This is a genomic window from Microbacterium sp. GW823-FHT02G05, assembly GCF_058797175.1.
Window position 1 is genome coordinate 1149703 of the sequence record NZ_JBXAJK010000001.1, and the last position, 26291, is coordinate 1175993.

At 67.4% G+C, this 26291-nt stretch carries 23 protein-coding genes; 9 read left to right on the forward strand and 14 right to left on the reverse strand.

Features of this window, described 5'->3' with window-relative positions:
* Position 1: 1 nt before the first annotated feature.
* From AC1REM_RS05460 to galT, 4 genes are all read right to left on the reverse strand, one after another.
* Complete coding sequence (locus AC1REM_RS05460) at positions 2-1513, reverse strand: carboxylesterase/lipase family protein (protein ID WP_492513712.1); 1512 nt, start codon at positions 1511-1513, stop codon at positions 2-4.
* Positions 1514-1576: 63 nt separating this feature from the next.
* The gene (gene galE / locus AC1REM_RS05465; RefSeq protein WP_492513713.1) at positions 1577-2554 is read right to left on the reverse strand and encodes a UDP-glucose 4-epimerase GalE; all 978 of its coding nucleotides are present in this window, start codon (positions 2552-2554) and stop codon (positions 1577-1579) included.
* Positions 2555-2636: 82 nt separating this feature from the next.
* A complete protein-coding gene (gene galK, locus AC1REM_RS05470; RefSeq protein WP_492513714.1) occupies positions 2637-3821 on the reverse strand; it encodes a galactokinase in 1185 nt (394 codons plus the stop codon).
* A gap of 54 nt (positions 3822-3875) precedes the next feature.
* Positions 3876-5039 carry a galactose-1-phosphate uridylyltransferase gene (galT, locus tag AC1REM_RS05475; protein WP_492514472.1) on the reverse strand — a complete coding sequence of 388 codons (1164 nt, stop codon included), beginning with the start codon at positions 5037-5039 and terminating at the stop codon, positions 3876-3878.
* Between the two features lie 92 nt (positions 5040-5131).
* Here galT and AC1REM_RS05480 point away from each other — a divergent pair, with 92 nt between their 5' ends.
* The 4 genes from AC1REM_RS05480 (at position 5132) to AC1REM_RS05495 (ending at position 8802) form a co-directional block, all read left to right on the forward strand.
* Positions 5132-6085 (forward strand): LacI family DNA-binding transcriptional regulator, encoded by a 954-nt coding sequence (locus AC1REM_RS05480; RefSeq protein WP_492513715.1) that lies wholly within the window; start codon positions 5132-5134, stop codon positions 6083-6085.
* 132 nt (positions 6086-6217) lie between these two features.
* Positions 6218-7837: an MDR family MFS transporter gene (locus AC1REM_RS05485; RefSeq protein WP_492513716.1), complete on the forward strand. Its 1620-nt coding sequence runs from the start codon at positions 6218-6220 to the stop codon at positions 7835-7837.
* Positions 7838-7844: 7 nt separating this feature from the next.
* Positions 7845-8300 carry a MarR family winged helix-turn-helix transcriptional regulator gene (locus AC1REM_RS05490; RefSeq protein ID WP_492513717.1) on the forward strand — a complete coding sequence of 152 codons (456 nt, stop codon included), beginning with the start codon at positions 7845-7847 and terminating at the stop codon, positions 8298-8300.
* Positions 8301-8352: 52 nt separating this feature from the next.
* Positions 8353-8802, forward strand: coding sequence for a MarR family winged helix-turn-helix transcriptional regulator (locus AC1REM_RS05495; protein ID WP_492513718.1), 450 nt, complete (start codon positions 8353-8355; stop codon positions 8800-8802).
* A 24-nt stretch (positions 8803-8826) separates the two neighbouring features.
* On the opposite strand, the gene AC1REM_RS05500 is transcribed toward AC1REM_RS05495, so the two are convergent.
* From AC1REM_RS05500 to AC1REM_RS05525, 6 genes are read right to left on the reverse strand one after another with little or no spacing between them, the layout of a single operon-like run.
* Entirely contained in the window at positions 8827-9693 is an 867-nt protein-coding gene (locus tag AC1REM_RS05500) for a Gfo/Idh/MocA family oxidoreductase (protein ID WP_492513719.1), read from the reverse strand.
* A 2-nt stretch (positions 9694-9695) separates the two neighbouring features.
* Positions 9696-10589: a carbohydrate ABC transporter permease gene (locus AC1REM_RS05505; protein ID WP_492513720.1), complete on the reverse strand. Its 894-nt coding sequence runs from the start codon at positions 10587-10589 to the stop codon at positions 9696-9698.
* Positions 10589-11512, reverse strand: coding sequence for a carbohydrate ABC transporter permease (locus AC1REM_RS05510; RefSeq protein WP_492513721.1), 924 nt, complete (start codon positions 11510-11512; stop codon positions 10589-10591). Before AC1REM_RS05510 ends, AC1REM_RS05505 begins: the two co-directional genes overlap by 1 nt.
* A gap of 52 nt (positions 11513-11564) precedes the next feature.
* Entirely contained in the window at positions 11565-12842 is a 1278-nt protein-coding gene (locus AC1REM_RS05515) for an extracellular solute-binding protein (protein ID WP_492513722.1), read from the reverse strand.
* A gap of 27 nt (positions 12843-12869) precedes the next feature.
* Positions 12870-14240: a sulfatase family protein gene (locus tag AC1REM_RS05520; RefSeq protein ID WP_492513723.1), complete on the reverse strand. Its 1371-nt coding sequence runs from the start codon at positions 14238-14240 to the stop codon at positions 12870-12872.
* 2 nt (positions 14241-14242) lie between these two features.
* A complete protein-coding gene (locus AC1REM_RS05525) occupies positions 14243-15274 on the reverse strand; it encodes a hydroxyacid dehydrogenase (RefSeq protein ID WP_492513724.1) in 1032 nt (343 codons plus the stop codon).
* A gap of 89 nt (positions 15275-15363) precedes the next feature.
* On the opposite strand from AC1REM_RS05525, the gene AC1REM_RS05530 reads away from it, so the two are divergent.
* Entirely contained in the window at positions 15364-16533 is a 1170-nt protein-coding gene (locus tag AC1REM_RS05530) for an ROK family protein (RefSeq protein ID WP_492513725.1), read from the forward strand.
* 7 nt (positions 16534-16540) lie between these two features.
* Here AC1REM_RS05530 and AC1REM_RS05535 read toward each other — a convergent pair whose 3' ends face one another.
* From AC1REM_RS05535 to AC1REM_RS05550, 4 genes are read right to left on the reverse strand one after another with little or no spacing between them, the layout of a single operon-like run.
* Positions 16541-17899, reverse strand: a complete 1359-nt coding sequence (locus AC1REM_RS05535) for a sulfatase family protein (protein ID WP_492513726.1) — start codon at positions 17897-17899, stop codon at positions 16541-16543.
* Positions 17896-18828 (reverse strand): carbohydrate ABC transporter permease, encoded by a 933-nt coding sequence (locus AC1REM_RS05540; RefSeq protein WP_492513727.1) that lies wholly within the window; start codon positions 18826-18828, stop codon positions 17896-17898. Before AC1REM_RS05540 ends, AC1REM_RS05535 begins: the two co-directional genes overlap by 4 nt.
* Before the next feature lie 8 nt (positions 18829-18836).
* Positions 18837-19802: a carbohydrate ABC transporter permease gene (locus AC1REM_RS05545; RefSeq protein ID WP_492513728.1), complete on the reverse strand. Its 966-nt coding sequence runs from the start codon at positions 19800-19802 to the stop codon at positions 18837-18839.
* The gene (locus tag AC1REM_RS05550; protein ID WP_492513729.1) at positions 19799-21094 is read right to left on the reverse strand and encodes an ABC transporter substrate-binding protein; all 1296 of its coding nucleotides are present in this window, start codon (positions 21092-21094) and stop codon (positions 19799-19801) included. The genes AC1REM_RS05545 and AC1REM_RS05550 overlap by 4 nt, the downstream gene beginning before the upstream one ends.
* 221 nt (positions 21095-21315) lie before the next feature.
* On the opposite strand from AC1REM_RS05550, the gene AC1REM_RS05555 reads away from it, so the two are divergent.
* The 4 genes from AC1REM_RS05555 to AC1REM_RS05570 are packed head-to-tail and all read left to right on the forward strand — an operon-like array spanning position 21316 to position 26287.
* A complete protein-coding gene (locus AC1REM_RS05555) occupies positions 21316-22434 on the forward strand; it encodes a GntR family transcriptional regulator (protein WP_492513730.1) in 1119 nt (372 codons plus the stop codon).
* A 15-nt stretch (positions 22435-22449) separates the two neighbouring features.
* The gene (locus AC1REM_RS05560; protein ID WP_492513731.1) at positions 22450-23448 is read left to right on the forward strand and encodes a Gfo/Idh/MocA family protein; all 999 of its coding nucleotides are present in this window, start codon (positions 22450-22452) and stop codon (positions 23446-23448) included.
* Positions 23445-24905, forward strand: a complete 1461-nt coding sequence (locus tag AC1REM_RS05565; protein ID WP_492513732.1) for a sulfatase family protein — start codon at positions 23445-23447, stop codon at positions 24903-24905. Before AC1REM_RS05560 ends, AC1REM_RS05565 begins: the two co-directional genes overlap by 4 nt.
* Positions 24902-26287 (forward strand): sulfatase family protein, encoded by a 1386-nt coding sequence (locus AC1REM_RS05570; protein WP_492513733.1) that lies wholly within the window; start codon positions 24902-24904, stop codon positions 26285-26287. The genes AC1REM_RS05565 and AC1REM_RS05570 overlap by 4 nt, the downstream gene beginning before the upstream one ends.
* Positions 26288-26291 lie beyond the last annotated feature (4 nt).

Consider the following 26291-nt stretch of genomic DNA (forward strand, 5'->3'; position numbering starts at 1 on the left):
GCTAGATGAGGGGAAGTGCCCCGTCGTAGGCATCCACACTGAACTGCTCGGCAGAGTAGTCGGATGTCTCGGCGGGGCCGACCCCGAAGTCGCGGGTGTATCCAGGGTCGGAGCGCCAGCGCGCCCACCCGGGGTCGCCGTCGGTGACGAAGCGCACGGCTGCTGTATGCATCGCGGTGGCGAGAGCCTGCGGCGGGTTGTCACCGGTCTGATCGGCGACGAACGCGTCGTCGAGGCAGTCGAACCAGAACGGCACGTCGAGGCAGTGGCTGGCATGGCCCGTCACGGGAGACGCCCAGGCGAAGCGGTACGCCCAGGTGGGGGCATCGGTCCGCGCTTCCGCCGCCCGCGCGACCAGCGAGCGAAACACGTAGTCGGTGACATAGCGCCCGAGCAGAACAGGGGTTCCTGCGTGAACGAGGGCGCGATTCGCGTGCACATAGGCGCGGCGGCGGACGCGATCCTTCTGCAGCTGACCGAGCGCGATACGCGGCGGAACCCAGCGCAGCTTGCGGCTGATGGGGCCAGCAGGCAGAGCGAACTCGTCGTCTGCGGCACCGAGCAGGAGCGGCTTGTCGGCGCCGATACCCGCCCGCAGTGCCTCGATCGTTCGTTGCGGGAGCAGTTCGCCGTCGATCGTCGGCCCCCAGGGCAGGCCCTGCGTCAGCTGCGTCAGCGCGCCCGCCGGGCCGTGCGCGCCGAGAGACCCGGCCTTCCCCTGCAGCTCGTGCACGCGCTGTTCGGGCAGAGAACGGATACCGTCGACATTCGCGTCGACGCCTGCGAGCTCGGCGAGCAGCTGCGTGCGCTGCTGCGCGAGACCGAGCGGCACGTCACCGAGCGCCGCCGAGATCGCGAGTGCCCCGTGGAAGAGGTGCTGCGCGCGCTCCATCCCGAGCAGTGTGAGCACGGCCCCGCCGCCGGCCGATTGTCCACCGATCGTCACCCGAGCGGGGTCACCGCCGAAGGCCGTCACATTCTGTTGCACCCATTCGAGGGCGGCGATCCAGTCGAGGACAGCACGGTTCGAGGGAGCGCCGTCGATCTCACCGAAGCCGTCGAAGCCGAGACGGTATGACACGGCGACCAGCACCACGCCATCGCGGTTGAACGTGCGGCCGTCGTACCAGGGGCTCGACGGGGAGCCCGCGATGAAGCCGCCGCCGTGGATCCAGACGAGCACCGGCAGCGCCGCGCCCGGCGTCGGATCCGGCGAGAAGACATTGACGTTGAGAGTGCTGTCGCCGGGGATGCTCGGCTCAGGGATCAGCGTCTTGCCCATGTCGCCGCGCTGTGGCGTGGGGCCGTATGCCGTGGCATCCCGAACCTCCGACCATGGCGCAGGCGGGACGGGCGCGGTGAACCGCAGGGCACCCACAGGAGCCTGCGCGAACGGGATTCCGAGAAAGGCCGCGGACGCGCCGGCGCTGCCGGGGTCACCGCGCCACGTGCCGCGCACGGGACCGGCGCTGGTCACGACGACGGGGGCGGTATCGGGGGTCGCGACAGTCATCGTCACCTTTCGCGGCGTCGGGCGTTTCCGTCAGCGTACCGGCCGCCTGACACCCGGGTGAGATCAGCCCGCGTTGCGGTGCGCCGCCCAGCCGGATGCCACCATCTCGTCGACGGTGTGCCGCATCGTCCATTCGAGGTCGCGGGCGGCCAGCTCACCGGATGCCACGATGCGGTCGGGGTCGCCCTGGCGACGCTGATGCATCTCGGGCACGAATTCGATCCCCGTGACGCGCGCCATCGCATCCATGATCTGCTTCACCGAGAGTCCATCGCCCGAGCCGAGGTTGTACGCCGGCTCGATCGGCTCGCCAAGGGACAGGCGCTTCGCAGCGACGACGTGCGCGTGGGCGATATCGCCGACGTGGACGTAGTCGCGCACGTTCGTGCCGTCCGGGGTGTCGTAGTCGTCGCCAAAGATGCGGGGCGTGCGGCCCTCGAGAAGTGCCGAGAACACGAGCGGGAACAGGTTGTGCGGGCTGGAGTCGTAGACCGTCGGGTCGGACGAGCCGACGACGTTGAAGTAGCGCAGCGAGGTGTGGCGCAGGGGGCGATCGGATGTCTCGGTGGCGACGCCCTGATCGCGCAGCAGCCATTCGCCGATGAGCTTCGACTCGCCGTACGGGCTCGCGGGTCGCTTGGCGGTGTCTTCGACGACGAGGTCGACGTCGGGGGTCCCGAAGACGGCGGCGCTGGAGGAGAAGACGATGTTGCTGACGCCCGCGGCCTCCATCGCCTCGAGGATCACGCGCGTGCCTTCGACGTTCTGCGCGTAGGTGTGCAGAGGCCGCTGCACCGAGACGCCGGCGTACTTGAACCCGGCGACGTGGATCACGCCCTCGACGCCGTGGGCGCGCAGAGTGTGTTCGACGAGCTCCCGATCGAGGATGCTGCCTTCGACGAGTACGACGTCACCGGGGACGAAAGATGCGTGCCCCGACGACAGGTCGTCGATCACGACGGGGGTCATTCCGGCTTCCGCGAGAGCGCGTACGACGTGTGCTCCGATGTATCCGGCGCCGCCGGTGACCAGCCAAGACATGTGAGCTCCTTACATCCTCCGCGAGACTCGCGGTGGTCTTCAGTCTGACAGACGCCTTCTCCGACGCCAGGTGTGCGAACTATCAGGCGTCGCGGCGCGGACCTGCGGAGGGCGCCACCGTGAACAGGTACGGTGCGTCGAATCCGGATGCCGCGAACGTGGCTCGCACGGATTCGGCGACCTGCTCGCTGCGGTCGTGCTCGATGAGAGCGATCGCGGAGCCCCCGAAGCCGCCGCCCGTCATGCGGGCACCGAGCGCTCCCGCCGACAGTGCCGCATCGACGGCGACATCGAGCTCGGGGGAGGAGATCTCGAAGTCGTCGCGCATCGAGGCATGCGAAGCCGTGAGCAGCTCGCCGATCGCTCGCGGTCCCTGGGCAGCGAGGGCGTCGACGGTGTCGAGGACTCGCTGGTTCTCGGTCACGATGTGGCGCACACGGCGGAATGTCACGTCATCCATCAGGGCTGCGGCACGATCGAGGTCGTCGACCTGCACATCGCGCAGGGCGGGAACTCCCAGGATCGCGGCCCCGCGCTCGCAGGACTCTCGGCGTTCGCGGTAGCCCCCGGTCGAGTGGGCGTGCATGACCCGCGTGTCGATCACGAGCAGCTCCAGACCGGCGTCGGTGAAACCGAGGGCGACCGGGCGTGAGACGAGCGAGCGGCAGTCGAGGAAAAGGGCGGCGTCGGGTTGTCCGAGCATCGATGCCATCTGATCCATGATGCCGGTCGGCGCTCCGACCGCCTCATTCTCCGCGCGGCGGCCGACCCGCGCGAGGGTGACGGCGTCGAGCCCGAGATTCCAGAGGTCGTTGATCGCAGATGCGGTCGCACCCTCGATTGCGGCCGACGAGGAGAGCCCCGCCCCGACCGGCACGCCTGACGACAGGGCGATGTCGAGTCCGGGCAGCGCACCGCCATCCGGCGCATTCGCGAGAAGCGCCCACGCGACACCCAGCGGGTAGGCGGCCCACTCGGTCACCGCGGGCACCGCGCCAGAGGCAGTCGGGAAGATACGGTCGAGATCGTCGATCGCGACCTCGACCGCCTCGGCGGTGAAGGTGGAGGTGACCCGGATGCGCCGGTCGGCGCGGGGGCCTGCCGCGGCATAGGTGCGCTGCGGGATCGCGAAGGGCAGGACGAAGCCCTCGTTGTAGTCGGTGTGCTCGCCGATCAGATTCACGCGGCCGGGCGCCGACCAGACGCCGGCAGGCGAGGTGCCGGTGACGGCGTCAAAGAGGGTGCGGGCAGCATCCTGAGAAGTCATGGTGTCTTTCCTTGTCGGCGTGCGCCGGAATCGTGGGACGAAGGGGGCGCCGGCTCAGACGGCGACGGTGTCGATGGCCGTGCGGAGTCGATTCGCGGTCTCCTCCGGGAGGATCTCGGCGGTCCAGGCTGACATCGCCGCTTCGGAGCCTGCGAGGAACTTGAGCTTGTCGGCGGCGCGGCGCGGGCTCGTGAGCTCGAGACGCAGTCGCACGGAATCGCGCCCGACGTGCACCGGCGCCTGGTGCCAGGCGGCGATGTAGGGCGTCGGCGTCTCGTACAGTGCGTCGACGCCCCGCAGCAGTCGCAGATACAGCGGCGCGAGCTCGTCGCGTTCGGCGTCGTTCAGCGCGGCGAAGTCGGGCGCGTGCCGGTGCGGCATCAGCTGTACCTCGAGCGGCCACCGTGCGGCGAACGGCACGAATGCAGTCCAGTGCTCGCCGCGGAGCACGACGCGCTCAGATGCCTGCTCGAACTCGAGCACCCGGGCGAAGAGATCCGGTGCCGTGCGATCGATGCCGTCGAGCAGTCGCGCGGTGCGGGGAGTGACGTAGGGGTAGGCGTAGATCTGCCCATGCGGATGCGGCAGTGTCACGCCGATCGCTTCACCACGGTTCTCGAAGGGGAACACCTGCTCGATGCCGGGCAGCGCGGAGAGTGCGGCGGTGCGATCGGCCCAGGCCTCGATCACAGTACGCGCTCGGGTCACGCTCTGGGTGCCGAAGGAGCCTGCGTGCTCGGGGCTGAAGCAGACGACCTCGCACCGACCGACGCTCGTGCGCGTGCGACCGAGGCCGAGAGCGGCGAGATCGTCGAGTCCGCGGGGCGCGTTCGGAGCGGCGGGAGCGCCGCCGACAGCCTCGGCAAGGTCGGGGCCGAACGAGGGGGAGCGGTTCTCGAACACCGCCACGTCGTACATGCTCGGCACTTCCGAGGGGTTGCTGGCGGTCTGCGGCGCGAGCGGATCGGCGTCGGTGCTCGGCATCATGACGCGGTTCTGTCGCTTCGTGGCGAACGTGATCCAGTCACCCGTCAGGACGTCCTGTCGCATCGTCGCGGTCTCGGGGCGGGGGTCGAGTACACGAGCGTCCACACCGCGATCGGAGCCGAGCGTCGTGCCGGCATCGTCGAAGTAGATGAGTTCGCGGCCGTCGGCGAGCAGCGTGGGGCGCTTGATGACGCCGGCGCTGAGGGCGATCGTCGTGGAAGAGTCGTCCATGTTCACGTGAACATGGTACGCATGGCGACGTGATAACGTCAACACGACCGAACGGAACGGGGGAGCGGATGCCGCAGCCGCAGCGTGTATCGATGGCGCAGGTTGCTGCGCTGGCTGGTGTCTCGACCCAGACGGTGTCCCGGGTCGCGAACGACAGTCCGCGGGTTGACCCCGCCACACGCGAGCGCGTCGAGCGAGCAATGGGTGAACTCGGATACCGGCCGAATCGCGCGGCAAGGGCCCTGCGCACCGGTCGTACGCAGACGCTGGGTCTCGTTGCGCAGACGCTCTCCACGGTGGGGAATGCGCGCATGCTTCAGGCGGTCGCTGAGGCGGCAGCATCCCGCGGCTACGCGCTCACGATCTTCACGCTCGGCGCCGATGACGATATTGCGACCGCGTTCGATCGCCTGCATGACCAGGGTGTCGACGGTGCGATCGTGCTCAATGAGGCGACGGCGCTTGCGCGACACGCTGCGTCGGGAGGCCTGCGCCTCGTGATCATCGATTCGCCGCCCGACGATCGCTTCTCGGCGGTCTCCACCGACCATGCTGTCGGCGCCCGGGCTGCCACAGACCGCCTGCTCGCCGCGGGGCATCGTGTTGTGCATCATCTGTCCGGTCCAGACGACTCTTTCGCGGCTGCAGAGCGCGAGCGCGGCTGGCGTGCCGCTCTTGTGGTTGCGGGCGTCGAGGCTCCCGCGATCGTGCGGGGTGATTGGAGTGCAGCATCCGGCTATGAGCAGACCAGGCGGATGCTGAACGGTGGCGCGATCACAGCTCTCTTCGCAGCGAACGACCAGATGGCTCTCGGGGCGCTGCGCGCGATCGACGAGGCCGGGCTGCGGGTTCCGCAGGATGTCGCGGTGATCGGATTCGATGATGTCGTGGATGCTGCACAGTTTCGTCCTCCGCTGACCACTGTGCGGCAGGACTTCGACGCGTTGGGTGAACGCGCGGTGCAGCAGCTGATCGCGCTGATCGAGGGGGCTCCGGTGCAGGATCTGCGCTTGGCGCCCGAGCTGATCGCTCGGGAGAGTGGTTGAAGGGCGTCCCTATGGTTGCTGTTCCTCAATAGTTGCGAAAGAGCAACTATCGGCGTATGGTTGATATCCATCAACTTTCTACGCGGGAGCGCCCACCTTTTGACTTCACACACAACCACCACGCCCGAGACCGTGCGCTCAGCTCGCGAGGTCTTCACCGCGATCTCCGGGCTCGTCGTCGGCATGTTCGTCGCCGTCCTCTCGGGGACCGTCGTCTCCACCTCTCTGCCCGTCATCATCGCCGACCTCGGCGGAACCCAGGCGCAGTACACCTGGGTCATCACGGCCAGCCTGCTGGCCACCGCCGTTTCGACCCCGGTCTGGGGCAAGCTCTCCGACCTGCTCGATCGCAAGATGCTCGTGCAGCTGTCACTGGGGCTGTTCACGATCGGCACCGTCATCTCGGGCTTCGCGACTGACACGAACATGCTCATCGCGGTTCGCGTCGTCCAGGGGATCGGCGTCGGCGGTCTGATGTCGCTGGTCATGGTGGCGATCGCGCTGATCATCTCGCCGCGAGAGCGTGGCAAGTACATGGGCGTGGTCGGCGGAATCATGGCGTTCGCCACCATCGGCGGGCCGCTGCTCGGCGGATTCATCACCGATGTCTGGGGATGGCGCGCGAACTTCTTCGTCGGCGTCCCGTTCGCGATTCTCGCGTTCATCCTGCTGCAGGTCACCCTGCACCTGCCCAAGCCGCAGAACGCCAAGGTGTCGATCGACTACCTCGGCATCGTGCTGCTTGCCGTCGGCGTCTCGGGTCTGCTGATCTGGGTGTCGACCGGCGGCGCGCAGTTCGAGTGGGATTCGATGACCAGCTATGTGCTCGTGATCGGCTCCGCTCTGACACTCGTCGCCTTCGTCGTCGCGGAGTTCTTCGTGAAGGAGCCCATCATCCCGATGACGCTCTTCCGCAACAGAACCTTCACCCTGTCGGTGATCGCCTCGATCTCGATCGGCGTCTCGATGATCGCCACGTCGGTGTTCCTCGCTCAGTACTTCCAGCTCGCCCGCGGGGCGACACCTACCGAATCGGGACTGATGACGATCCCGATGATCGTCGGCCAGATGGGCGCTTCGATCATCATCGGCCAGCTCGTGAGCCGATTCGGCAAGTGGAAGGGCTGGATGCTGCTGGGGTCGGTGCTCTCGGTGGTCGGCATCAGCCTGATGGCGACGCTGCGCTACGACACCCCCTTCGCTCTGGTCGCGGTGTACATGTTCGTTCTCGGTGCGGGCCTGGGCATGGTGATGCAGAACCTCACCCTGATCGTGCAAAACGACACCCCGCCGCAGCAGCTGGGCGTCGCCTCGTCGGGCGTGAACTTCTTCCGCACCATCGCCGGCACCGTCGGCGTGACGATCATGGGGTCGATCCTCGCCTCCAACGTGGCCAGCTACATCAAGGACGGACTCGGTGCGTTCGTTCCGACGACGCCTGAGGAGATCGGGGCGCTGAAGGCGCTCGGGTCGGGCAATGTGCCTCACATCGCAGACCTGCCCGACGGCATCCGCACCGTCGTGGAAGCGGCATACGGAAACGGCATCGCCGATGCCTTCTTCATCGCCGTGCCGCTCGCTCTGATCGGCGTGATCGCGATCGCCTTCATCAAGAACAAGCCGCTGTCGACCAAGACCGCCGCTGAGCACCTGCGGGAGCAGGCGGAGGAATCTGTGATCGAAGTGGCCGAAGCCGAGATCGGAGCGTCGCTCAACTCGACGGGATCGATCCGCACGGCAGAGGTGAAGTAGCGCGGCGATGAGTACCGTCGATGGCGCAGATCGGGTCGACCTCGATGCGGTGGTGACCGAGTTCCAGGGGCACATGAGCCTCATGTTCACGCGGGCACGATCCCTGTGGCGAGAGTCTGCGGCGATGGTGCACCCCGATCTGCAGCCATCCGGATACAAGCTTCTGACCCATATCGCGCGGGTCGGCAGCTCGAATGCGCACCAGCTTGCTGAGTGCTTCGAGATGGACAAGTCGGCGATCAGCCGGCAGGTGCGGATGCTGGAAGAAGCCGGCCTGATCGAATCGCGCGCTGACGAGAGTGACGGGCGGTTGCGGGTGCTCACAGCCACCGCATCCGCCCGCGAGCTGCTGGCGACGGTGCGCAGTCATCACAGCAACCGAATTCGCACGGCCATCAGCGGGCTGACACCGGACGAGATGCGGGTCGCATCGATGGTCTTCAGCCGCCTCGCTGAGATCTGAGTCACGACTGCCGCGCGGATCACCGGTGAGCGTTCCCCGTAAACTGGCGAACATGGATGCCCAGCCCGCCGACGACGTGGCGCTCGATGCGGCCATCGCTCGGGTCGAACAGGAACTGGGGCGTCTGTTCGCGCGAATTCGCGTCGGCTGGCGAGAAGCCGCGGCCACGGTGCATCCGGACCTGCAGCCTCTCGGCTACCAGGTGCTCACCTCGATCGCCACGGGCAAGGCGACCTCGGCCGGTGCGATCATCGATCGTCTCCAGACCGACAAGTCGGCAGTGAGCCGCCAGGTTCGTCAGTTGGAGGAGTGGGGCCTCATCGAGAGCGTCCGTGACCCGAACGATCGACGGGCTCGGCTCCTCGTGGCCACACCCCTCGCGCAGGAGCGGGTAGAGATCGCCCGGTCCCGCTACCACGACCGCATCGGTGAGCGGCTCCGAGCCTGGTCAGCAGAAGACGTCGATCATTTCGCCGAGTTGATCCACGCTCTCGGAGCCTGACGCAGCGTCGTCGCGGGCACTGGATCAGAGCGATACGGGCTGTCCGTGTCGCAGCGCCGCAGAGCCCGCGGTGACGATCGCAGAGATCTCTCGAATCTCCGCAGGGGTGATGTTCGGCACTCCGGTGCGGCACGATGTCACGATGCCGTCGAGCAGGCCGGTGAGCATGTCCTGGTTCGCTTCAATCGCGAACTCGATGCGCGCGGTGCCGTGCCGCGCGGTGCCGCTGGTCCAGGCGACCCACTCGGCGGGGCCGGCGATGGTCGCGATCCGCCCGTCATCCCAGACCAGGCGCAGTCCGCGTCCCTCTGGTTCGACGACGCGGCATCCCGGGCCGAACGCGGCGACGGCGAGATCGACGAGGTGCACCCCGTACCAGGCGAGGCCCTCATGGCCGGGCTGCTCGACGAGGGCGCCGGTGAGGTCGAGGCGATCGGTGCCGGCGGTCTCGCGGACAGGCCGGAACTCCGGCGTGAAGCGCTTGGGGGAGCCGCTCAGCACCAGGGTGCCCGACTCGTCGGCGATCCGCAGCATCCGCTCGGTCTCCTCGACGCCCGCGGAGAAGCGAGTGTCGAGGTACACGGGCAGCCCGTAGGGCACGACGCGGGTGAACTGCGCCAGTCGGGTGCGCGCATCCGCCGAGACCACCAGCAGAGCATCCGATGCCTCCGCGACCGCCTCCGGTGAGTCGAGCAGCTGCACGCCGAGCCCGGGGAGCTCGGCCGCGTGCGCCTCGGCGCGCCTTCCCGGGGGGAAGTCCTCGGCATCCGGTCCGCGCCATGCGGTCGTCACAATCCCGTCCGCGACGAGCCCGTCACGGAACAGGCGAGTGAACTGCAGTGCGTGTGAGGAGTCGATGCCGATGAGGCCGAAGCGCAGCGGCCGAGCCATGTTCATCCCTTGATGCCCGTCGCGGTGATGCTCTCGACGATATGGCGCTGCAAGAAGATGAAGATCAGGAAGCACGGGACGAAGCTGATGAGAGCGGCAGCCATGATGTTCGACGTGGAGACCGTCTCGGTGTTGAGCGTCGCCAGGCCCACCGTCAGCGTGCGCGCGGCATCCGACTGGCCGACAACAAGCGGCCACAGCAGATCGTTCCAGTGCCAGAGGAAGACGAAGATCGCGAGCGTCGCGAGCACCGGCTTGATCAGCGGCAGAACGATCGAGACGAAGGTGCGCCATTCGCCGGCGCCGTCGATGCGGGCGGCGTCGAACAGCTCATCGGGCATGTCCAGGATGAACTGGCGGATGAGGAAGACGGCCTGAGCGTTCGCCAGCGTCGGCAGGATCAGGCCCCACAGGGTGTTCACGCCGCCCGCGCCGGCAATCATGATGAACGTGGGAATCAGGGTCGCCTGCATCGGAACCATGAGCGTTGCCACGATCGACCAGAGCAGCGCATTGCGGCCAGGGAATCGCTTGCGGGCCAGCGCATACGCGGCCATAGACGCCGTGAACAGCACGATCACGACCGAGACGACGGAGTAGACGATCGAGTTCCACACCCAGACGGGGAACTCGCCCACGCGGAAGATGCGCAGGATGTTGTCGAATGTGAGCGACGGTGGGAGTGCGTGGGGGATCGTCGGGCTGTCAGCGGGAGACAGCGCGAGAATGACCACGGCGAGCAGCGGAGCCACGGTGAACAGGGAGATCAGAATCAGCGTGACGAGAGTCCACGGCCGACGATCGACTTTGCGGCGACGGGCCGGCTGCCGGTTCGAGGGGGCGGGCGAAGGATGCACGCCGCTGGACGTGCCTGCGGGGGCGAGTGCGGTGGTCATCACCGCTCCTTTCTTTCGAAGACTCCGCGCTGGATCAGGGTGAGAACGAGCACGACGGCGAACAGCACGAGTCCGATCGCGGCGGCATAGCCGAAGTCGAAGAACTTGAAGCCCTGGTCGTACAGGAAGTAGATGAGGCTGTAGCTGGCGCGGGCAGGGCCGCCTCCGGTCATGACATAGATCGTGTCGAAGACCTGGAACCCGACGATCGTCTCGATCACGAGCACGAAGAAGAGAACGGGCTTGAGTAGCGGCAGGGTGATGTGCCAGAACGCCTTCCATGCTCCGGCGCCGTCGATGGTGGCTGCTTCGTGCACCTCGGCCGGCTGGGCCTTGAGGCCGGCGAGGAAGATCAGCATCGAGTAGCCGAAGCCCTTCCAGACCGCGACCAGGGCGAGGCTGGCCAGAACCAGCCACTGATCGCCCGTGAGGAACGGCACCGGCTCCAGACCGACCGCTGTGATCGCGGTGTTGACGGGCCCGTCGACGGCGAAGATCCACTTCCAGACGATGCCGGCGAGTACGAAGGAGCTGAGATAGGGCACGAACAGCAGAGCCCGGAACAGGCCGCTCAGGTGCAGCAGGCGGTTGAGCAGCACAGCGCCGGCGAGCGAGACGACGATGATGAGCGGCACGAAGAGAAGTACATAGCCGATCGTGACCCAGAGGCTGTGCCAGAAATGGGGATCGGCGAACAGTCGGGTGTAGTTGTCGGCGCCGATGAACTGCACATCGCCGTTGAGGCGGTAGCGGGTGAGGCTCATCGCTCCGGCTCCGGCGATCGGCAGGAACTTGAAGAGCGCGAAGATCACCAGCGTGGGGAGGATGAACAGGATGCCGGCCAGCGCTTCGCGGCGACGCGCGGCGCGGCCCGCGATGGCTCGAGCGTCGGAGGCTCTGCGCGGGGCGTTGGTGACGGTCATGTCGACCTCTCAGGAGAACGTGCGGGGGCCGGAGCCCCCGCACGGGGTGGAATCAGGAACGATCGAGAACGGCCTGCGCCTCGTCGGCGGCCTTCTGGAGCGCCTCCTTCGGCGTGAGGTCGCCGCGCAGGGCTGCCTGGATGTAGGGAGCCAGCACGGCCATGACCTGGCGGGCGGCGGGGTTGGACTCGCCGGGGTTGGCGACCTTGAGCGCAGCGGCGAAAGCCTCCTTGTCGGCGGGCTCTCCGAGAAGGGCGACATCCGTGCGCGTCGGGAAGTTGCCAGCCTGCTTGTTCAGCGCGCTCTGGAACTTCTCGGTCGTGAGGAACGAGAGAACCTCGTAGGCAGCGGCGCGGTTCTCACTCTTGTTGATCGAGGTGAGCGACAGCAACCCGGGGTTGCCGTAGGTGGCTTGTTTCTCACCCGTCAGCGGTTCACCGAGCACGACGTTCTCCGCACCCAGCGCTGCACGCATCTGCGCGACCTCGGGCGGGAAGGCGATCGCGCGCAGGCCTACGGTGCCCGCTGCGAACGGCGAGCCCTCGATGCCGACGGTCTGGGTGGCGGCGTCGGTCGGGACTCCGCCCTCCTTCTTCAGGTCGACGAGGAACTCCAGAGCCGCGACGCCCTCCTTCGAGTTGAAGGCCACCTTCGTGCCGTCCTCGGAGAAGATCGTGCCGCCGGCCTGCCAGACGAGCGGGTAGAAGGTCATGTTCAGCGTCTGCTCGGGCGAGCCGATGTAGTCCATGACGGCGACGCCCTGCTTGGCGAGCACGGGTGCGGCATCGCGCACGTCATCCCACGTCTTCGGCAGCTCGAGACCTGCGGCGTCGAAGGCGGCCTTGTTGTAGGCGGTCGTGTAGATGTTCTGGAACAGCGGAACCCCGTAGAGCTCGTCATCGAAAGTCGCGGCGTCGAGCGTGCCGGGGAAGAAGACGTCGCGCTCTTCGGCGATCGCCTCGTCGACGGGCTGAAGTCCGCCGACGTTGAGGTAGGTCGCGGCCTGGTCGGGCGTGATGAGCACGATGTCGGGACCGGAGTTCGCGGCCAGCGCAGCGGAGATCTGCTCGTCGCGCTTGTCGAACGTCTGCAGCTCGATGCTCAGATCGACATCGGGGAACTCCTTCTCGAAGTCGGCTTCGGCCTGTGCCCAGAAGTCTTTGCTGGCTGCCTCGTCGCGGATGACGGGGTACATCCAGAGGGTGACTTCTCCGGCCACGGCACCGTCTTCGACGGGGTCGACGGTCGTCGGGGCCGTCGAGGCGCAGGATGTCAGTGCCAGGGCGGCGACAGCGCTGAGTGCCGTCACGCGGGCGATACGGTGCGTCATTGCAGTGATCTTTCTTTCGGGGGCGGGTCAGACCGGGCGCAGGACGTCCGCTGCGGGACGCACGCGCGCGATCTGGTCGAGGGTGGATAGGGCAAGTGCATGGCGGGGCGAGGCGGGCTGGGACAGCAGCGGGTCGGAGGTCTCGTGCATCCAGTCGCGCAGAGCGAGCGCGCATTCCGCGATCTGATCCGCGTATGCGACGTCGTCGATGCGGTTGTCGAACTCGTGAGGGTCGGCCCGGAGATCGTAGAACTCCAGGACAGGGCTCGTACCGATCGTGGGGCCGCGCAGGTCAATCGGCACGCTCCGGTGCATCCAGGACTGCGTGGGGTCCATCGCCTTCGGGGCGTTCGACAGGTTCAGGATGAGCTTCGCGTCGGCGGAGCGCACCGACCGCTTCGGGTCGAAGTACGTGTGATAGGTCAACTGACCGAAGGTGTACTCGCGGATGGGACTGTCGCGCTCCACGAGGGGGACGAGGCTCGTGCCGGAGACGCCGGCGTCCCCGTGCTGGCGCGTGAGCTCCCACAGGGTCGGCAACACGTCGACGTGGCTCACAAGACCGTCGATGCGGCGACCGCTCCATTCCGGGCGATCGGGGACGCGCACGATCAGCGCGACGCCGACGCCGGCGTCGTACAGCGTGCACTTCGCACGCGGGAGGGCGAGGCCGTGGTCGGTCGTGAACACCACGATCGTGTCGTCGGCGAGGCCGAGTTCGTCGAGCATGGTCAGGATCTGCCCGACGCCCTCATCCATGTGGCGCACGGCGCCCTGCAGCTCGGCGATCTCCTCGCGGGCCGCGTCAGTCGGCGAGAGGTAGGCAGGGACGGATACGCCTGCCGCGGCATCCGGTTCGATCTGCTCGCCGAGGAATCCCATGATTCCGGTGCTGTCGCGCATCGATGGGGACCGGTGGGGCTCATGGAAGCCGACCTGCAGATAGAAAGGACGACCATCTGATGCCGCGAGCGAGAGTGCATCCTCGGCGCGGGTGACGACCGTGTCGCGGTCGCCCCCGGTGCGCACGCGGTCGAAGCCGAGCCGCTGTTCGATCTGCTCGTCGGGCAGGTCGGCCGACTCGTGGTGCACGCCGATGAGCTCGGTGCGGAGGCCCTCCGCACGCAGGCGGTGGGCGATGTGCGTCGACGGCTCGCGGAGATCCCAGCCGAAGGGCTCGTGCGCGAGTCCCAGTACACCGTGCTGCTGCGGGTAGGTGCCGGTGAAGAGCGATGCCCGGGCAGGGCTGCAGTGCGGGGCCGTCGCGAACGCCGACTCGAAGACGGTGGATTCGGCGGCGAAGGCGTCGATGTGGGGCGTGCTCACGGTGCTCACGCCGTAGGTGCCGAGGAAACGGCCCAGGTCGTGGCAGTGCAGGATCAGGATGTTGCGCGCCATGCTCAGCCCATCCGCTCGAGTGCGTCGCGCGTGATCGCGTGCTGCAGAGGGCGGTCGGCGAGGAAGTTCTCGATCTCGTCGACGACGATTCGGCCGGCCCGTGCGCGGGAGTCGGCGGTGGCTCCGGATACATGCCCGGTCAGCAGGACGTTGGGCAGGGAGCGCCAGCGGTCCTCGAGCGGCAGCGGCTCGGCGTCGAACACGTCGAGGGCGGCGTCGAGTCGACCCGAGGAGACCTCGGCGAACAGGGCGTCGCTGTCGATGAGAGTGCTGCGGGCGGTGTTGACGATCGCACCGCCGTCACGGAGCAGAGCAAGCTCCGCAGGGCCGACCATTCCGGCGGTCTCGGCGGTCGCCGGCGCATGCAGCGCCACGACATCGCTCCACGCCATGAGCTCGGGCAGCGTCATCGAGAAGGGCTGCAGGGAATCTTCCGTCGGGAGGTAGGGATCGAAGACGCGGATGTCGGCGCCCAGGGCGCGGCACATGCGGATGTACTCGCGGCCGGTGCGGGATGCGCCGATGATGCCGATCCGCGCCCCGGAGATCTCGCGTGCACGGGTGATGGCGCGTGCGCTGTCCCAGTCCTTGCCGTTGCGGAGGGCGTGATCCATGCGGTGCACGCGACGCAGCAGCGAGAGGGTGAGCGTGAGGGACATCTCAGCGACGGCGGGTGACATCGCCGTGCCCGACTGCGTGATCGGGATGCCGGTGGCCCAGAAGTCCTCGGTTACCAGCGAGCGAACGGAGGACGCGGCGTTGACGACCAGACGCAGCTGGGGCAGGCGCTCGAGCATCGCCGCGTCCAGGCGAGGAAAGCCCCAGGCGACGACGGCGATCTCGGTGGAGTGGGGCGCGGACGATGCGGCAAGATCTGCGGGGTCGATGACATCGACGTTCCGTGACACGGAGGAGAGTGCGGCCTCGGTGCCCTCCGGGAAGAAGGCGGAGCGCTCGTGCGGCGCAATGCTCACGAGGAGGTGGGGCTGCGTGTCCCTCACCGCGTGGTGAGTGCGGACGACATCGTTCGGCATAGCAGAAGCTAATCAGGCGCATTTCGTTTTGTCAATGACAAAAATAATAGAATCGTGGCAAGCTAACGACGAGGAGAGGATGTGCGGCGATGGTGCTTCACGAAGAGCAAGAGCGTGCGGCAGCGCGTGCGGGGAGCAAAGCCCTCATTCGCGAGATCAACGAGGCGCTCGTTCTCGATATCGTCCGCCGCCGAGGTGTGACCTCCCGTGCGGAGATCACTGCAGTGACCGGGCTCAGCCCCGCCACCGTCACCGGCATCACCGGTCAGCTCGTCGGAGACCGGCTTCTCCTCGAGAGCGATGTGCTGCGTGGTACGGGTGGGCGCCCCGCTCGACTTCTCGAACTCGGCCGGGATGCCGTCGTCGCTGCGGGCGTGCGCCTGGCGCGCGACAGCGTTGAGGCTACCCTCGTCGACCTGCGGGGCGACGTCATCGCACGCTACCGATCCGCACTATCCACGACCGATCCCGATGTCGCCGCGGACGCCGTGGTCGCGGCTGTCGCCGCAGTGCGCGCAGCGAAGCCGCAATCACGTCTTCGCGGGGTGAGTATCGCACTGTCCGGCATCGTGGATCGCGCTCGCGGTACCGTGCGCCACAGTGGTTCCCTCGGATGGCGGGATGTGCCGTTCGCCGCACTCGTCGCGCAGCGCAGCGGCTTGCGAGTGCTGGTCGACAGCCTCGTCAACTCCTTCGCGACCGGGCTGCTCTTGCGCGATGAGCAGCTCGCCCATCGCGACGCGCTCATCTTCAACGTGGGCATCAGCCTCGGTGTATCCGTTCTCGTCGAAGGGCGCATTCATCGGGGATTCGCCGGTTCGGGGGGCGGTTTCGCCCACTCGGCCCCGGGGGTTCGCGATGCGGCCCGCCCGTGTCACTGCGGCGATGTGGGCTGCCTCGAGACGTGGAGCAGCCTCTGGGGGATGAGCGCTGAGCGCGAGCGGCGCAGCGCGGGCGATCTCGCGGACGCTGATGGCCAAGAGGTGCTACGTGAGGGCGGCGAACGACTCGGCGTTGCCGTTGCCAACGCGGCGAAGATGTTCGCCCCGGAGCGCGTCGTGCTCGTGCTGGCGTCCGACGTCTTCGATTCGCCCTTCGCCGTATCCTGCGAGGACGCCATCGCGCGGGAGTTCCTGCACGGGGAGACGTCGGCGCCGCAGATCACGTTCGTCCCGGCCGACAGCGACGTCTTCGCGCGTGGCGCCGGGTACGACATGATCACCGAGCTGTTCGCGGTCGATGGGAGGGACCCCGCCTGATTCGCCGCTAGTAGGGGCGGGTGAAGATCTCTCGCTGCGTTCCCGCCGGTGCACCCGCGGGGAGCACCAGCACCTTGAGGAAGCCGCGGTCCTCGGTGGCGAGGCACCACTCCAGCAGGCGCGTCCGCATCTCTTCACGCACGGCGTCGAAGGCGGACTCGACCGCCAGATTCCGACGCTCGCCGGGATCTGCCTCGATGTCGAAGAGCTGCTCGCGATAGCGGCCCCAGCTGTACACGACGTACTTGTAGACGCCGTGGTACAGCGCACGCCCGCGGGTGCGCGGCGGAGCGTCCTGGTCGAACAGCGTCTCGACGACAATGCTGCGCGACGCCGCGACGTCCGATTCCTCCGCGCTCTCCACCGGCAGCGCGTGTCCGGGCAGGTCTTCCGGAGCCGCTGTCTGCGCCCAGGCGAGCACACTCGGCAGGATGTCGATGCTGGCGGAGACGCGAGTGCGACGGGGGCCGGGCGTGATTCCCGGGCCGCTCACGATCAGAGGCACGCGTACGCACTCCTCGAAGAGCGCCGTCTTCTGGTTCCAGCGGTGCGCCCCGTCACCGTCGCCGTGATCGCTCGTGACGATGACGATCGTGGACTCGGTGAGGCCCGCGGCATCCAGACCGTCGAGCAGAACGCCGAGAGCGTCGTCGAAGCGCTCGATCAGCCCTCGATAGGCGAAGCGGTACTGGCGCCAGTCGTCAGGGGAGTAGTCCAGGGTGCCGTAGGACTGCGCGGCACGGGCCTGCTCGTCGCGCACGGCCTGCGACTCGAAGGGCGCCGGCGCGAAGTTCGGCGGCAGCGGCGGGGCGTCGCGCACGTCTCCGAGCGTGATATCGCCGTAGGGGAGCGGCTGGTTGCGTGCGAACTCGCAGATCGTATGGGGGTCGTCGAAGGATGCCACGAGCAGGAACGGGCTGTCCTCGGCGTCTCGGTCGGAGAGCCAGGACGTGCACGCGTCGACGAGGCCGACGTCGCCGAAGGGATGGATGACGTCGAAGCCGGCGTCGTGCGGCGGTTCCGGCGTGGTCGCGTGCCATTTGCCCGCGTAGGCGCAGTCGTAGCCCGCGCCGGAGAGCAGGTGCCCGAGGGTGTCCGGTCGCGTGCCGGGCTCGACCACGTCGGCATGGCGGTTGCTCATGATGCCGACTTCGTGCGGCATCCGCCCGGTCAGCAGACTCGCCCGCGCCGGTACGCACAGCGGGAACGACACGTACGCGTTCTCGAACGCGGCTCCGGAGGCGCGCAGACGATCCAGCTGCGGTGTCCGCACTCCCGCGCGATCCCGATCCAGAACGTGGGCCCCGAGCTGATCCGCCATCACGAGCAGAACGTTCGGGCGGCCGCCGGGGCCCACGCGGGTCACTTGCCCATTCCCAGAGTGAGGCCCTCGGTCAGGCGGCGGCCCAGCCAGAGGTAGATCGCCAGCATCGGAAGCACCACGATGCAGAGTCCGGCGAAGAGACCGCCCCAGTCCGCACCCGAGTAGGTCTGCTGCTGGATGAACGAGATGAGCGCTACGGGCAGCGTGTACTTCTCGGTGGACTGCAGCAGGGTCAGCGCGAGCAGGGTCTCGTTCCAGTGCGAAATGACCTGCAGGACGAAGGCCGTCAGGATGCCGCCCTTCGCGAGCGGCAGCGTGATGCGCCAGAAAGTGCCGAACGCCGTCGTGCCGTCGAGCGCCGCGGCCTCCTCGAGTTCCAGGGGCAGTGATCGGAAGAACGCCGTCAGCAGGAACACCGTGAACGGCATCGAGACGCCGATGTAGACGAGGTTGAGGCCGATCAGGCTGTCGGTCAGATAGACCTCGTTGAGCATCACGAACAGGGGGATCACGATGACCTGCGCGGGGATGCCGAGGCCGAGCACGAAGTACAGGGTCAACGAGTTCGTGAGGCGGTTCTCGACGCGGCTGAGGTAGTACGCGGCAGGGGCTGCGAGGAGCACGGTGAGGAACGAGGAGACGAGGGTCGTCACGACGCTGTTCATCGTCGCGGTCGCGAAGTCGCCCACGGTCCAGGCCGTCACGAAGTTGATCGGGTCCAGCGAGGTGGGCATGCCCCACGGGTCGCTGAGGATCGCACGTGTGTCGCGGAACGCCTGGATGACCATCCAGACCATCCACGCCACATTCAGGACGACAAACGACCACAGCAGGACCAGACCGACGCCGCGCAGCAGGCTGCGCTCGTGGCCGATCGCCGCGCCGCGCCGACGGCGCCGCCGTTTCTGAGCCGGGACGACGACGGCCTCCGTGGAGAGGGTCGGGGTGGGGAGCATGTCAGTGGTGGTCACGATTTCTCCTAGAACTCCACCGCATCGCGCTTCATGACGCGACGCAGAAGCAAGACGAGCACCGAGACCAGTGCAAGCGAGAGCACAGCCGACGCGGTGGCCGCGCCGTATGCGGGGACCGACTCACCGGAGAAGGCGGTCACGTAGGTGTAGACCGCGGTCGTCCAGGTCTGGGTCGGCGGCATGCCGGCACCTGTGGATCCGCCGAAGACCCAGATGATCTCGAAGATCTTCACCGAGGAGATCGTCCAGAGCACGGCGCAGGTGCCGAAGACATCCCAGGTCAGGGGGAGGATCACGTAGCGCAGACGCTGGAAGGCATTGGCGCCGGCGAGGGCGCAGTCCTCGTAGTAATACGGGGGGATCCGGTCGACGCCAGCCATGAGGATCGTCGTGAAGTAGCCCGTCGTGACCCAGGTCATCATGACCATGATCAGCGGGAACAGGTTGTCGTGCGACAGCCAGGCGGGGGGTTCGTTCACGCCGAAGACGGCGAGAAGCGAGTTGACGAGGCCGCCCGGGTTGAAGATGAAGCCGGCCAGGACGCCGAAGATCATCGCGTTCACGAGGTGCGGGAAGAAGATCACCGACCGAGCGATCTTCCGTCCTGCCATGTCGCGCAGCACGAGCGTGAGTCCGAAGGCGATCACGAAGATCGCGATGCCGACGACGAACAGCAGCAGCAGCGTGTTGCCGAACGACTGCAGGAAGAGCTTGTCGGAGAACAGGCGGATGTAGTTGCCGAACCCGACGAACTCCATGGGGCCGGCGCCGGCCCACTTGTTGAAGCTGATCCAGACCGCGTACCCGGCGGGGACGACGAAGAGCAGCGTGTAGAGCAGGAATGCCGGTCCCACGAAGGGGACGAACAGGCGCTTGCGGGCGCGATCGATGGCGTTGCCGCCGGTACGGCCACCCCGAGGGGCAGCCGTACCGACGGTCAGACGCTCTGTCGCGGTGGCGACCTGGGTCATGAGTTCTGCTTCCAGTAGTCGATCTGGCCGCTCTTCATCTGGGCGACGAACTCCGCGGCGGAGATCTTTCCGAGCACCAGCTGATCGATGGTCGGCCACAGCAGCTTCTCGGTGTAACCGGGGAAGCTGATGCCGTCGTTCTGCTGGTAGTACCCTTCCGCGTTGTCGAGGGCGGCCTTGACCGTCGACATCTCGGTGCTCACGGTCGCGTCGCTGCGAATCGGGATGATCTTCGCGTCGCTGCCGAGGCTGTCCTGGTAGGACTTGCCGAGGAAGTATGCGGCGAACTTCTGCGCGCTGTCGGCGTTCTTTGCGCGCGTCGGAACAGCGAACCCGACGAAGTCGGCGCGCTGAGCGTTGCTGCCGCCGTCGACCGTCGGGAACGGGAACGACGAGTACTCGAATCCGTCGGCGGCGTAGGGGCCGGTCTCGGTGGGGATCCAGGTGCCGTTGAAGAGCAGCGCGGCCTTGTTGTCGGCCCAGGCCTGCTGCTGCGCCGGCCACTTGCTGGCGTTGTAGCCGGAGATGAAGTAGCCGCCCTGGACGAGCTCCTCGACGAGTTCCGCGGCCTTCAGCGCCTCCTTCGAATCCCAGCCCTCACCGCTCGGGTCCTCGGCGATCTCCTTGAGCGAGCCGGGTCCCGCGACGCGCACCATCGCGGTCGTGTACCAGTAGGCGTTGTAGCCCGAGACATCGCCGTCGACGGCGAACGAGGTCTCGCCGCCGGCCTTGATCGCATCGAGGGTGTCGATGAAGCCGTCCCAGTCGGCCGGCGGGGCGTCGACGAGCTCGGGATGCGCCGTCGCGTTGAACCAGATCGCGTCGCTCGTGAGCGAGTAGGGGAGCATCCACGGGGCGTCGCCGCCGTCGACCGACAGCGTGTCGACATCGAGGTAGGCGCTCGGGATGAGCTCGGACACCTTCGAGCCGTCGACCTCAGCGTCGTAGGCGGCCTCGAGTGACTTCGCCTGACCGGTCTCGGCGAGGATCGGCGCGAGCTTCGCGAACGAGCCGTCCACAAGGTCAGGCACCTTGTTCGTGTTGAGCGTGGGCACGACCTTCTTGATGTTGTCGCGGCCCTGCCACTGCACATTCACCTCGATGCCGGTCTCCTCCTCGAAGTCGGCGATCGCGGCAGCCACGACCTTCTGCTGAGCCTCGCCCTCCTTCCACATGGACCAGTAGGTGAGGGAATCACTCGATGAGTCGCCCGCGGCGGAAGCGCATCCGCTGGCGGTGACCGCCAGAACGCTGACGAGGGCGAGTGCAGAGAACGTACGGATCTTCGCCATCGGATTTCCTTTCGTGTCGAGGGTGCCTCTTCGCCCCTCGGAGCCTCGACTCAAACAAGCACTAGAGAGAGTATTCAAGGAGTAATTCAGAATCGATTTCTTTGGGTTTGGCGCGAGATCGAACAAAACCCGAGATATCCGAGAGTCCTTCCCTCAAATACTTCTTTATTCCTCTCTTCTGGAGAGGCAGACTCGGAGAAGTACGTAGGAGGGGAGAAGCCGTGGCGACACGACGATCTGTGATTCGCGATGCGGATTCGAAGGGACTGAAGTTCGAGGCCCTTGCGGACGAATTGCGCCGCGGAATCCTTGCGGGCACCTGGACGGCGGGGCAGAAGCTCCCGACCGAGCAGCAGCTCGCAGAGGAGACCGGATACTCCCTGACAACGGTACGCCGTGCATTCGACGACCTCGTGGCGGAGGGCGTCGTCGTGCGTCGTCAAGGCGCGGGCAGCTTCGTCGCCCACACCCGTCCGCGCGAGCAGCGCGCGCGACGTCGCATCGGCGTGCTGCTGCCCGACACTCAGCTCTACTACCCCCGCGTGCTGCAGGGCATCGACGAGTCGCTGTCCGCTGCAGGTGCGAGCCTCCAGCTCGCGACCTACCGCTACGACCGGACCAAAGAGGATGCGGCGATCGAGTCGCTGCTGGATGCCGGTGTCGACGGGCTGCTGCTCTCTCCGACTCTCACCGAGATCGACGATCCGGATGCGCGGGCCCAGACGCTCATGCAGCTCCCCGTGCCTGTCGTGATGGTCGAGCGCAGCCTCGTGGATCTCGGGCCGCGTGACCGCACAGAGCACGTCTGTTCGGACCACCGCGGTGGCGCGTACGACGCGGTGCAGCACCTCGCGGCCCTGGGGCATCAGCGCATCGCGCTGCTCATGCGCGAGCGGACCCCGACCGGGCCGGCGATCATGAACGGCTACCGCCATGCGATCGCCGATCTCGGTCTTCCCTCGGGGCTGGAGTTCACCCAGGCGAAGACCGCCTGGGAGGTCGACTCGGCGCAGGGTGCCTTCGATCGGCTGCGCGAGCTCGAGGCGACGGCGGCGCTCGTCTTCGGCGACCGTGAGGCCACGCTGCTGCAGGGCGCCATCCGTCGCAGCGGCCTGAGCGTGCCCGGCGACATCGCGCTCGTCTCCTATGACGATGAGGTCGCCGACCTCGCGGAGGTGCCACTGAGCGCGGTCGCCCCGCCCAAGTACCGCATCGGACGGATGGCCGCCGACGTGCTGCTGCGTCGCCTCATCGAGGGTGATGACTGTCCGCTGCATCAGATCAGACTTCGGCCGCGTATCGTCATCCGCCGCTCCTGCGGCGCTGTCGCGGCCGAGTAACGACGAAGGAGTTTCATGCGTATCGGACTGATTGGCGCCGGAGCAGTCGCCAAGTACCACGTCGAGGCCGCGCTGGCGCTGCCGGGCGCGCACTTCACGGCGATCTGCGATCTCGATGAATCCGCCGCGGCGCGCGCCGCGAAGGGCGTCGACGGCGTGCAGTTCTTCACGGACTATCGGGCGCTCGTGGAGAGCGATGACGTCGATGCGGTCATCGTGAACACTCCGCATGCGCTGCACCTGCCCATGGCGATCGACGCGGCGCGCGCAGGCAAGCACGTTCTCGTGGAGAAGCCGATGGCGACGAGTCTCGCCGACTGCGACCTCATGCAGGAGGAGACGGTCGCCGCCGGAGTGAAGCTGGCCGTCGGCCACATCCAGCATTTCCTTCCCGACAAGGTCGCGGCGCGGACTCTTCTGGAGCAGGGCGATCTCGGCGAGGTCGTGATGATCCGCGACCAGCGCAGCACCGACTATCGTCCCGGCACCCGCCCGGAGTGGTTCTTCTCCCGGCCGATCGCGGGCGGCGGCGCGCTCATCAACATCGGAGGGCACTGTCTTGATCGCGCGCTCTGGTTCGGTGGCGCGCCGGCGGTCGAGGTGAGCGCCAGCGTGGCGCAGCGCTTCGGTGTTCCGGTCGAGACGGATGGCACGATCGCGCTGCGCCTGGCCAACGGCGTCGGCGTGACGATCGCCGTCGTGAGCGATCCGCCCGCGCGCAGCGACCTGCTGGCGATCGTGTGCGAGCGAGGAGTGATCGAGGCAGACCCGCGCGTCGGGACTCTGGTCCGCGTCGACGGGCACACCCGCGTTGTGCGCGACCCGGATGCCGGCGACATCCAGCGGGCCTTCACCGCACAGCTCGCGGACTTCCTCGGTGTGATCGACGGCGACGCCCCCGCGGTGCCGCTCGAGCATGCGCGGCACGTCGTCGAGCTGGTTCTCGCCAGCTATGAGTCCGCCGCCGCGCAGCGCTCGCTGCAGATCCCTCTCCGTGCAGAGGTGCCGGCGTGACGCAGGAGACGCGTCGGGCTCCCCACATCGTCTTCGTGATGAGCGACGATCAGGGCCCCTGGGCATTGGGAGCGGCGGGCAATGCCGAGATCCACACCCCTGTGATCGATGCGCTCGCGGACCAGGGCATCCGCCTCTCTCGTTTCTTCTGCGCATCGCCGGTCTGCTCCCCGGCCAGGGCGTCACTGCTGACGGGGCGGGTTCCCTCGCAGCACGGCGTGCACGACTACCTCGACGGGGCGCATGCGGGACCGGACAGCGTCGACTACCTCGGTGGAATCCCCACGTTCACGGATGCGCTTGCGGACGCCGGGTACCGCCTCGGCCTCAGCGGCAAGTGGCATCTCGGTGCGAGCGATGTGCCGCGTCGTGGCTTCGTGCACTGGTTCGCGCTCCACGGAGGCGGAAGCAGCTACGACCGTGCGCTCATGTATCGCGACGGCGTCGCCGAGCATGTCGAGGGGTATCTGACGGACATCATCGCGGACGATGCGATCTCGTTCATCGAGGCGGAAGCAGGGGGATCCGCGCCGTTCTTCCTCGCGGTGAACTTCACGGCACCCCACAAGCCGTTCGCCGGGCAGCACCCGGAGCAGTTCACATCCCTGTACCGTGACTGCGCCTTCGAGAGCTGCCCGCAGGAGCCGCCGCATCCCTGGTTGCAGACGCTGGACGGCGGGCCGATCGGCGGTGAGTCGGACGCGCGCGAGGCGCTGATCGGGTACTTCGCGGCGGTGACCGCGATGGACGCTGCAATCGGCCGCATCCTGGATGCGCTCCGCGAGCAGGGGGACGAGCGAGAGACGATTGTCATCTTCACGAGCGACAACGGCTTCAATGCGGGGCATCACGGCATCTGGGGCAAGGGCAACGGCACCTTCCCGCTCAACATGTACGACGAATCGGTCATGGTGCCCCTCGTGATCCGTGCTCCAGGTCTCGTGCCCGAGGGTGCCGTCGACGATACGCTCGTGAGCGCCTACGACATCGCTCCTACGCTGCTGGATCTCGTCGGCATCGACCCGACGCGCTTCGAGAGAGGGCCGGGGCGAAGCCGGGCGCCGCTTCTGCGCGGAGAGACCGAGGGTGACACGGACGCGGAGATCGTCGTGCACAACGAGTACGGTCCGGTGCGGATGATCCGCACCGCCGATCGCAAGTACGTGCACCGCTTCCCCTATGGGCCGCATGAGTTCTACGATCTCGCCGCCGACCCCGGAGAGCGGGAGAACGTCGTGGACGATCCCGCACGTGCGGACGAGGTCGCCGACATGCGGCGACGACTGGCCGACTGGTTCGCCACCCACCGAGGCGATGCGCGCTACGACGGCGCGCTGCTGCCGGTCACGGGGGCCGGGCAGACCGCTCCGCTGGCCGACGATCCGCAGTCTGCCTTCGGTATGTCAATGTGGGATGGCGCGCTCGCGCAGAACTCCGAAGGAAGAACCAGAGCATGAACCAGAAGCGGCCCAACATCGTCTTGATCGTCTCGGATGATCACGGGTACGCGGACCGGTCGGCACTGGGAACCCCCGGGGTCAGCACCCCCGCTCTCGACCGGCTGGCCGCAGAGGGCGCCACGTTCTCCGACGCCTACGTCACCGCGCCGATCTGCTCGCCGTCCCGGGCGGGACTCATCGCGGGGCAGTATCAGCAGCGCTGGGGTGGGCTCTGGTTCGACTCAGCGGAGATCGGCGACGTCGACACGATCGCCGAGCAGCTCAGCGCCGCCGGGTACACGACCGGCTACTTCGGCAAGGTGCACTACGGCACCGAGACCGAGAAGGATCGAGGGGCACCTCCCGGGCACGGCTTCCACGAATCCTTCTACGGGCTGGCTGGCCAGTCGATGGGACGACTGCACTATCGACACCACAGCGCCGAGGCTGTCGAAGCCTACGGCGACGCTGCCGAGGCGATGGGCGTGCAGCCTTTCTGGTCGGGCACGGAACAGGCCGAGTTCGACGGCTTCACGACGGATGAGATCGCCGATCGCGCCATGGACTTCGTCGAGCGACACCAGGACGAGCCGTTCTTCGCGATGGTCGCCTTCAACGCGGTGCACAATTTCTGCTGGCAGCTTCCGGACGACGAGCGTGAAGCCCGCGGCCTGCCGGACTTCGCCGACTGGAACCCGGGGGCGAGCGAGTACCTCGACTGGTACGACGGCGCGATCAGCCCGAACCTTCCGGACGGGCGTGCGTTCTACCTCGCGCAGCTCGAGCTCATGGATCGGGCGATCGGGCGCATCCTCGACCAGCTCGATGACGCAGGCCTCGCTGAGGACACGATCGTCGTGTACCTCACCGACAACGGAGGCTCGCACTGCAACTACGGCGACAACGGCACCCTGCGCGGCTCGAAGTACACGCTCTGGGAGGGTGGCATCCGTGTGCCCTTCCTCGTGCGCTGGCCCGGCGTCTCGGCACCCGGAGCGACGTTCGATGCTCCCGTGAGCGCGCTGGACCTTGCCCCGACCTTCGCGGCGGCGGCCGCTGTCTCACCGGCGCCAGAAAGCGACGGCACGGATATCCGTCCCGTGCTGGAGGGTGCGAAAACAGAAGAGCGTGCGCTGCACTGGGACTGCGGATGGCAGTGGGCGGTCCGCCACGGCGACTGGAAGCTCAGCTGGTTCGACGGTGCCGATCCGACCGCGGCGTACATCCGCAGCGTCGAGCACACCGAGCCGGGCGATGGCCTGATGCTCTGTGACCTGACGAAGGATCACAGCGAGCAACGCAACGTCGCCGCGGAGCATCCGGACATCGTCGAGAGCCTGCTCGCGCAGCATCAGCAATGGCGAGCCGAGGTCGGACTGTCGTCACCCGGCCCCGCCTGAGCAC

What these genes read in the sequence shown, in the direction of transcription:
- AC1REM_RS05545 (WP_492513728.1), bottom strand. Translation starts at nt 19,802, where the DNA reads ATGACCCAGGTCGCCACCGCGACAGAGCGTCTGACCGTCGGTACGGCT.
- AC1REM_RS05510 (WP_492513721.1), bottom strand. Translation starts at nt 11,512, where the DNA reads ATGACCGTCACCAACGCCCCGCGCAGAGCCTCCGACGCTCGAGCCATC.
- AC1REM_RS05515 (WP_492513722.1), bottom strand. Translation starts at nt 12,842, where the DNA reads ATGACGCACCGTATCGCCCGCGTGACGGCACTCAGCGCTGTCGCCGCC.
- AC1REM_RS05560 (WP_492513731.1), top strand. Translation starts at nt 22,450, where the DNA reads ATGCGTATCGGACTGATTGGCGCCGGAGCAGTCGCCAAGTACCACGTC.
- AC1REM_RS05550 (WP_492513729.1), bottom strand. Translation starts at nt 21,094, where the DNA reads ATGGCGAAGATCCGTACGTTCTCTGCACTCGCCCTCGTCAGCGTTCTG.
- AC1REM_RS05490 (WP_492513717.1), top strand. Translation starts at nt 7,845, where the DNA reads ATGAGTACCGTCGATGGCGCAGATCGGGTCGACCTCGATGCGGTGGTG.
- AC1REM_RS05530 (WP_492513725.1), top strand. Translation starts at nt 15,364, where the DNA reads ATGGTGCTTCACGAAGAGCAAGAGCGTGCGGCAGCGCGTGCGGGGAGC.
- AC1REM_RS05480 (WP_492513715.1), top strand. Translation starts at nt 5,132, where the DNA reads ATGGCGCAGGTTGCTGCGCTGGCTGGTGTCTCGACCCAGACGGTGTCC.
- AC1REM_RS05500 (WP_492513719.1), bottom strand. Translation starts at nt 9,693, where the DNA reads ATGGCTCGGCCGCTGCGCTTCGGCCTCATCGGCATCGACTCCTCACAC.
- AC1REM_RS05570 (WP_492513733.1), top strand. Translation starts at nt 24,902, where the DNA reads ATGAACCAGAAGCGGCCCAACATCGTCTTGATCGTCTCGGATGATCAC.
- galK (WP_492513714.1), bottom strand. Translation starts at nt 3,821, where the DNA reads ATGACTTCTCAGGATGCTGCCCGCACCCTCTTTGACGCCGTCACCGGC.
- AC1REM_RS05525 (WP_492513724.1), bottom strand. Translation starts at nt 15,274, where the DNA reads ATGCCGAACGATGTCGTCCGCACTCACCACGCGGTGAGGGACACGCAG.
- AC1REM_RS05460 (WP_492513712.1), bottom strand. Translation starts at nt 1,513, where the DNA reads ATGACTGTCGCGACCCCCGATACCGCCCCCGTCGTCGTGACCAGCGCC.
- AC1REM_RS05505 (WP_492513720.1), bottom strand. Translation starts at nt 10,589, where the DNA reads ATGACCACCGCACTCGCCCCCGCAGGCACGTCCAGCGGCGTGCATCCT.
- AC1REM_RS05495 (WP_492513718.1), top strand. Translation starts at nt 8,353, where the DNA reads ATGGATGCCCAGCCCGCCGACGACGTGGCGCTCGATGCGGCCATCGCT.
- AC1REM_RS05520 (WP_492513723.1), bottom strand. Translation starts at nt 14,240, where the DNA reads ATGGCGCGCAACATCCTGATCCTGCACTGCCACGACCTGGGCCGTTTC.
- galE (WP_492513713.1), bottom strand. Translation starts at nt 2,554, where the DNA reads ATGTCTTGGCTGGTCACCGGCGGCGCCGGATACATCGGAGCACACGTC.
- galT (WP_492514472.1), bottom strand. Translation starts at nt 5,039, where the DNA reads ATGGACGACTCTTCCACGACGATCGCCCTCAGCGCCGGCGTCATCAAG.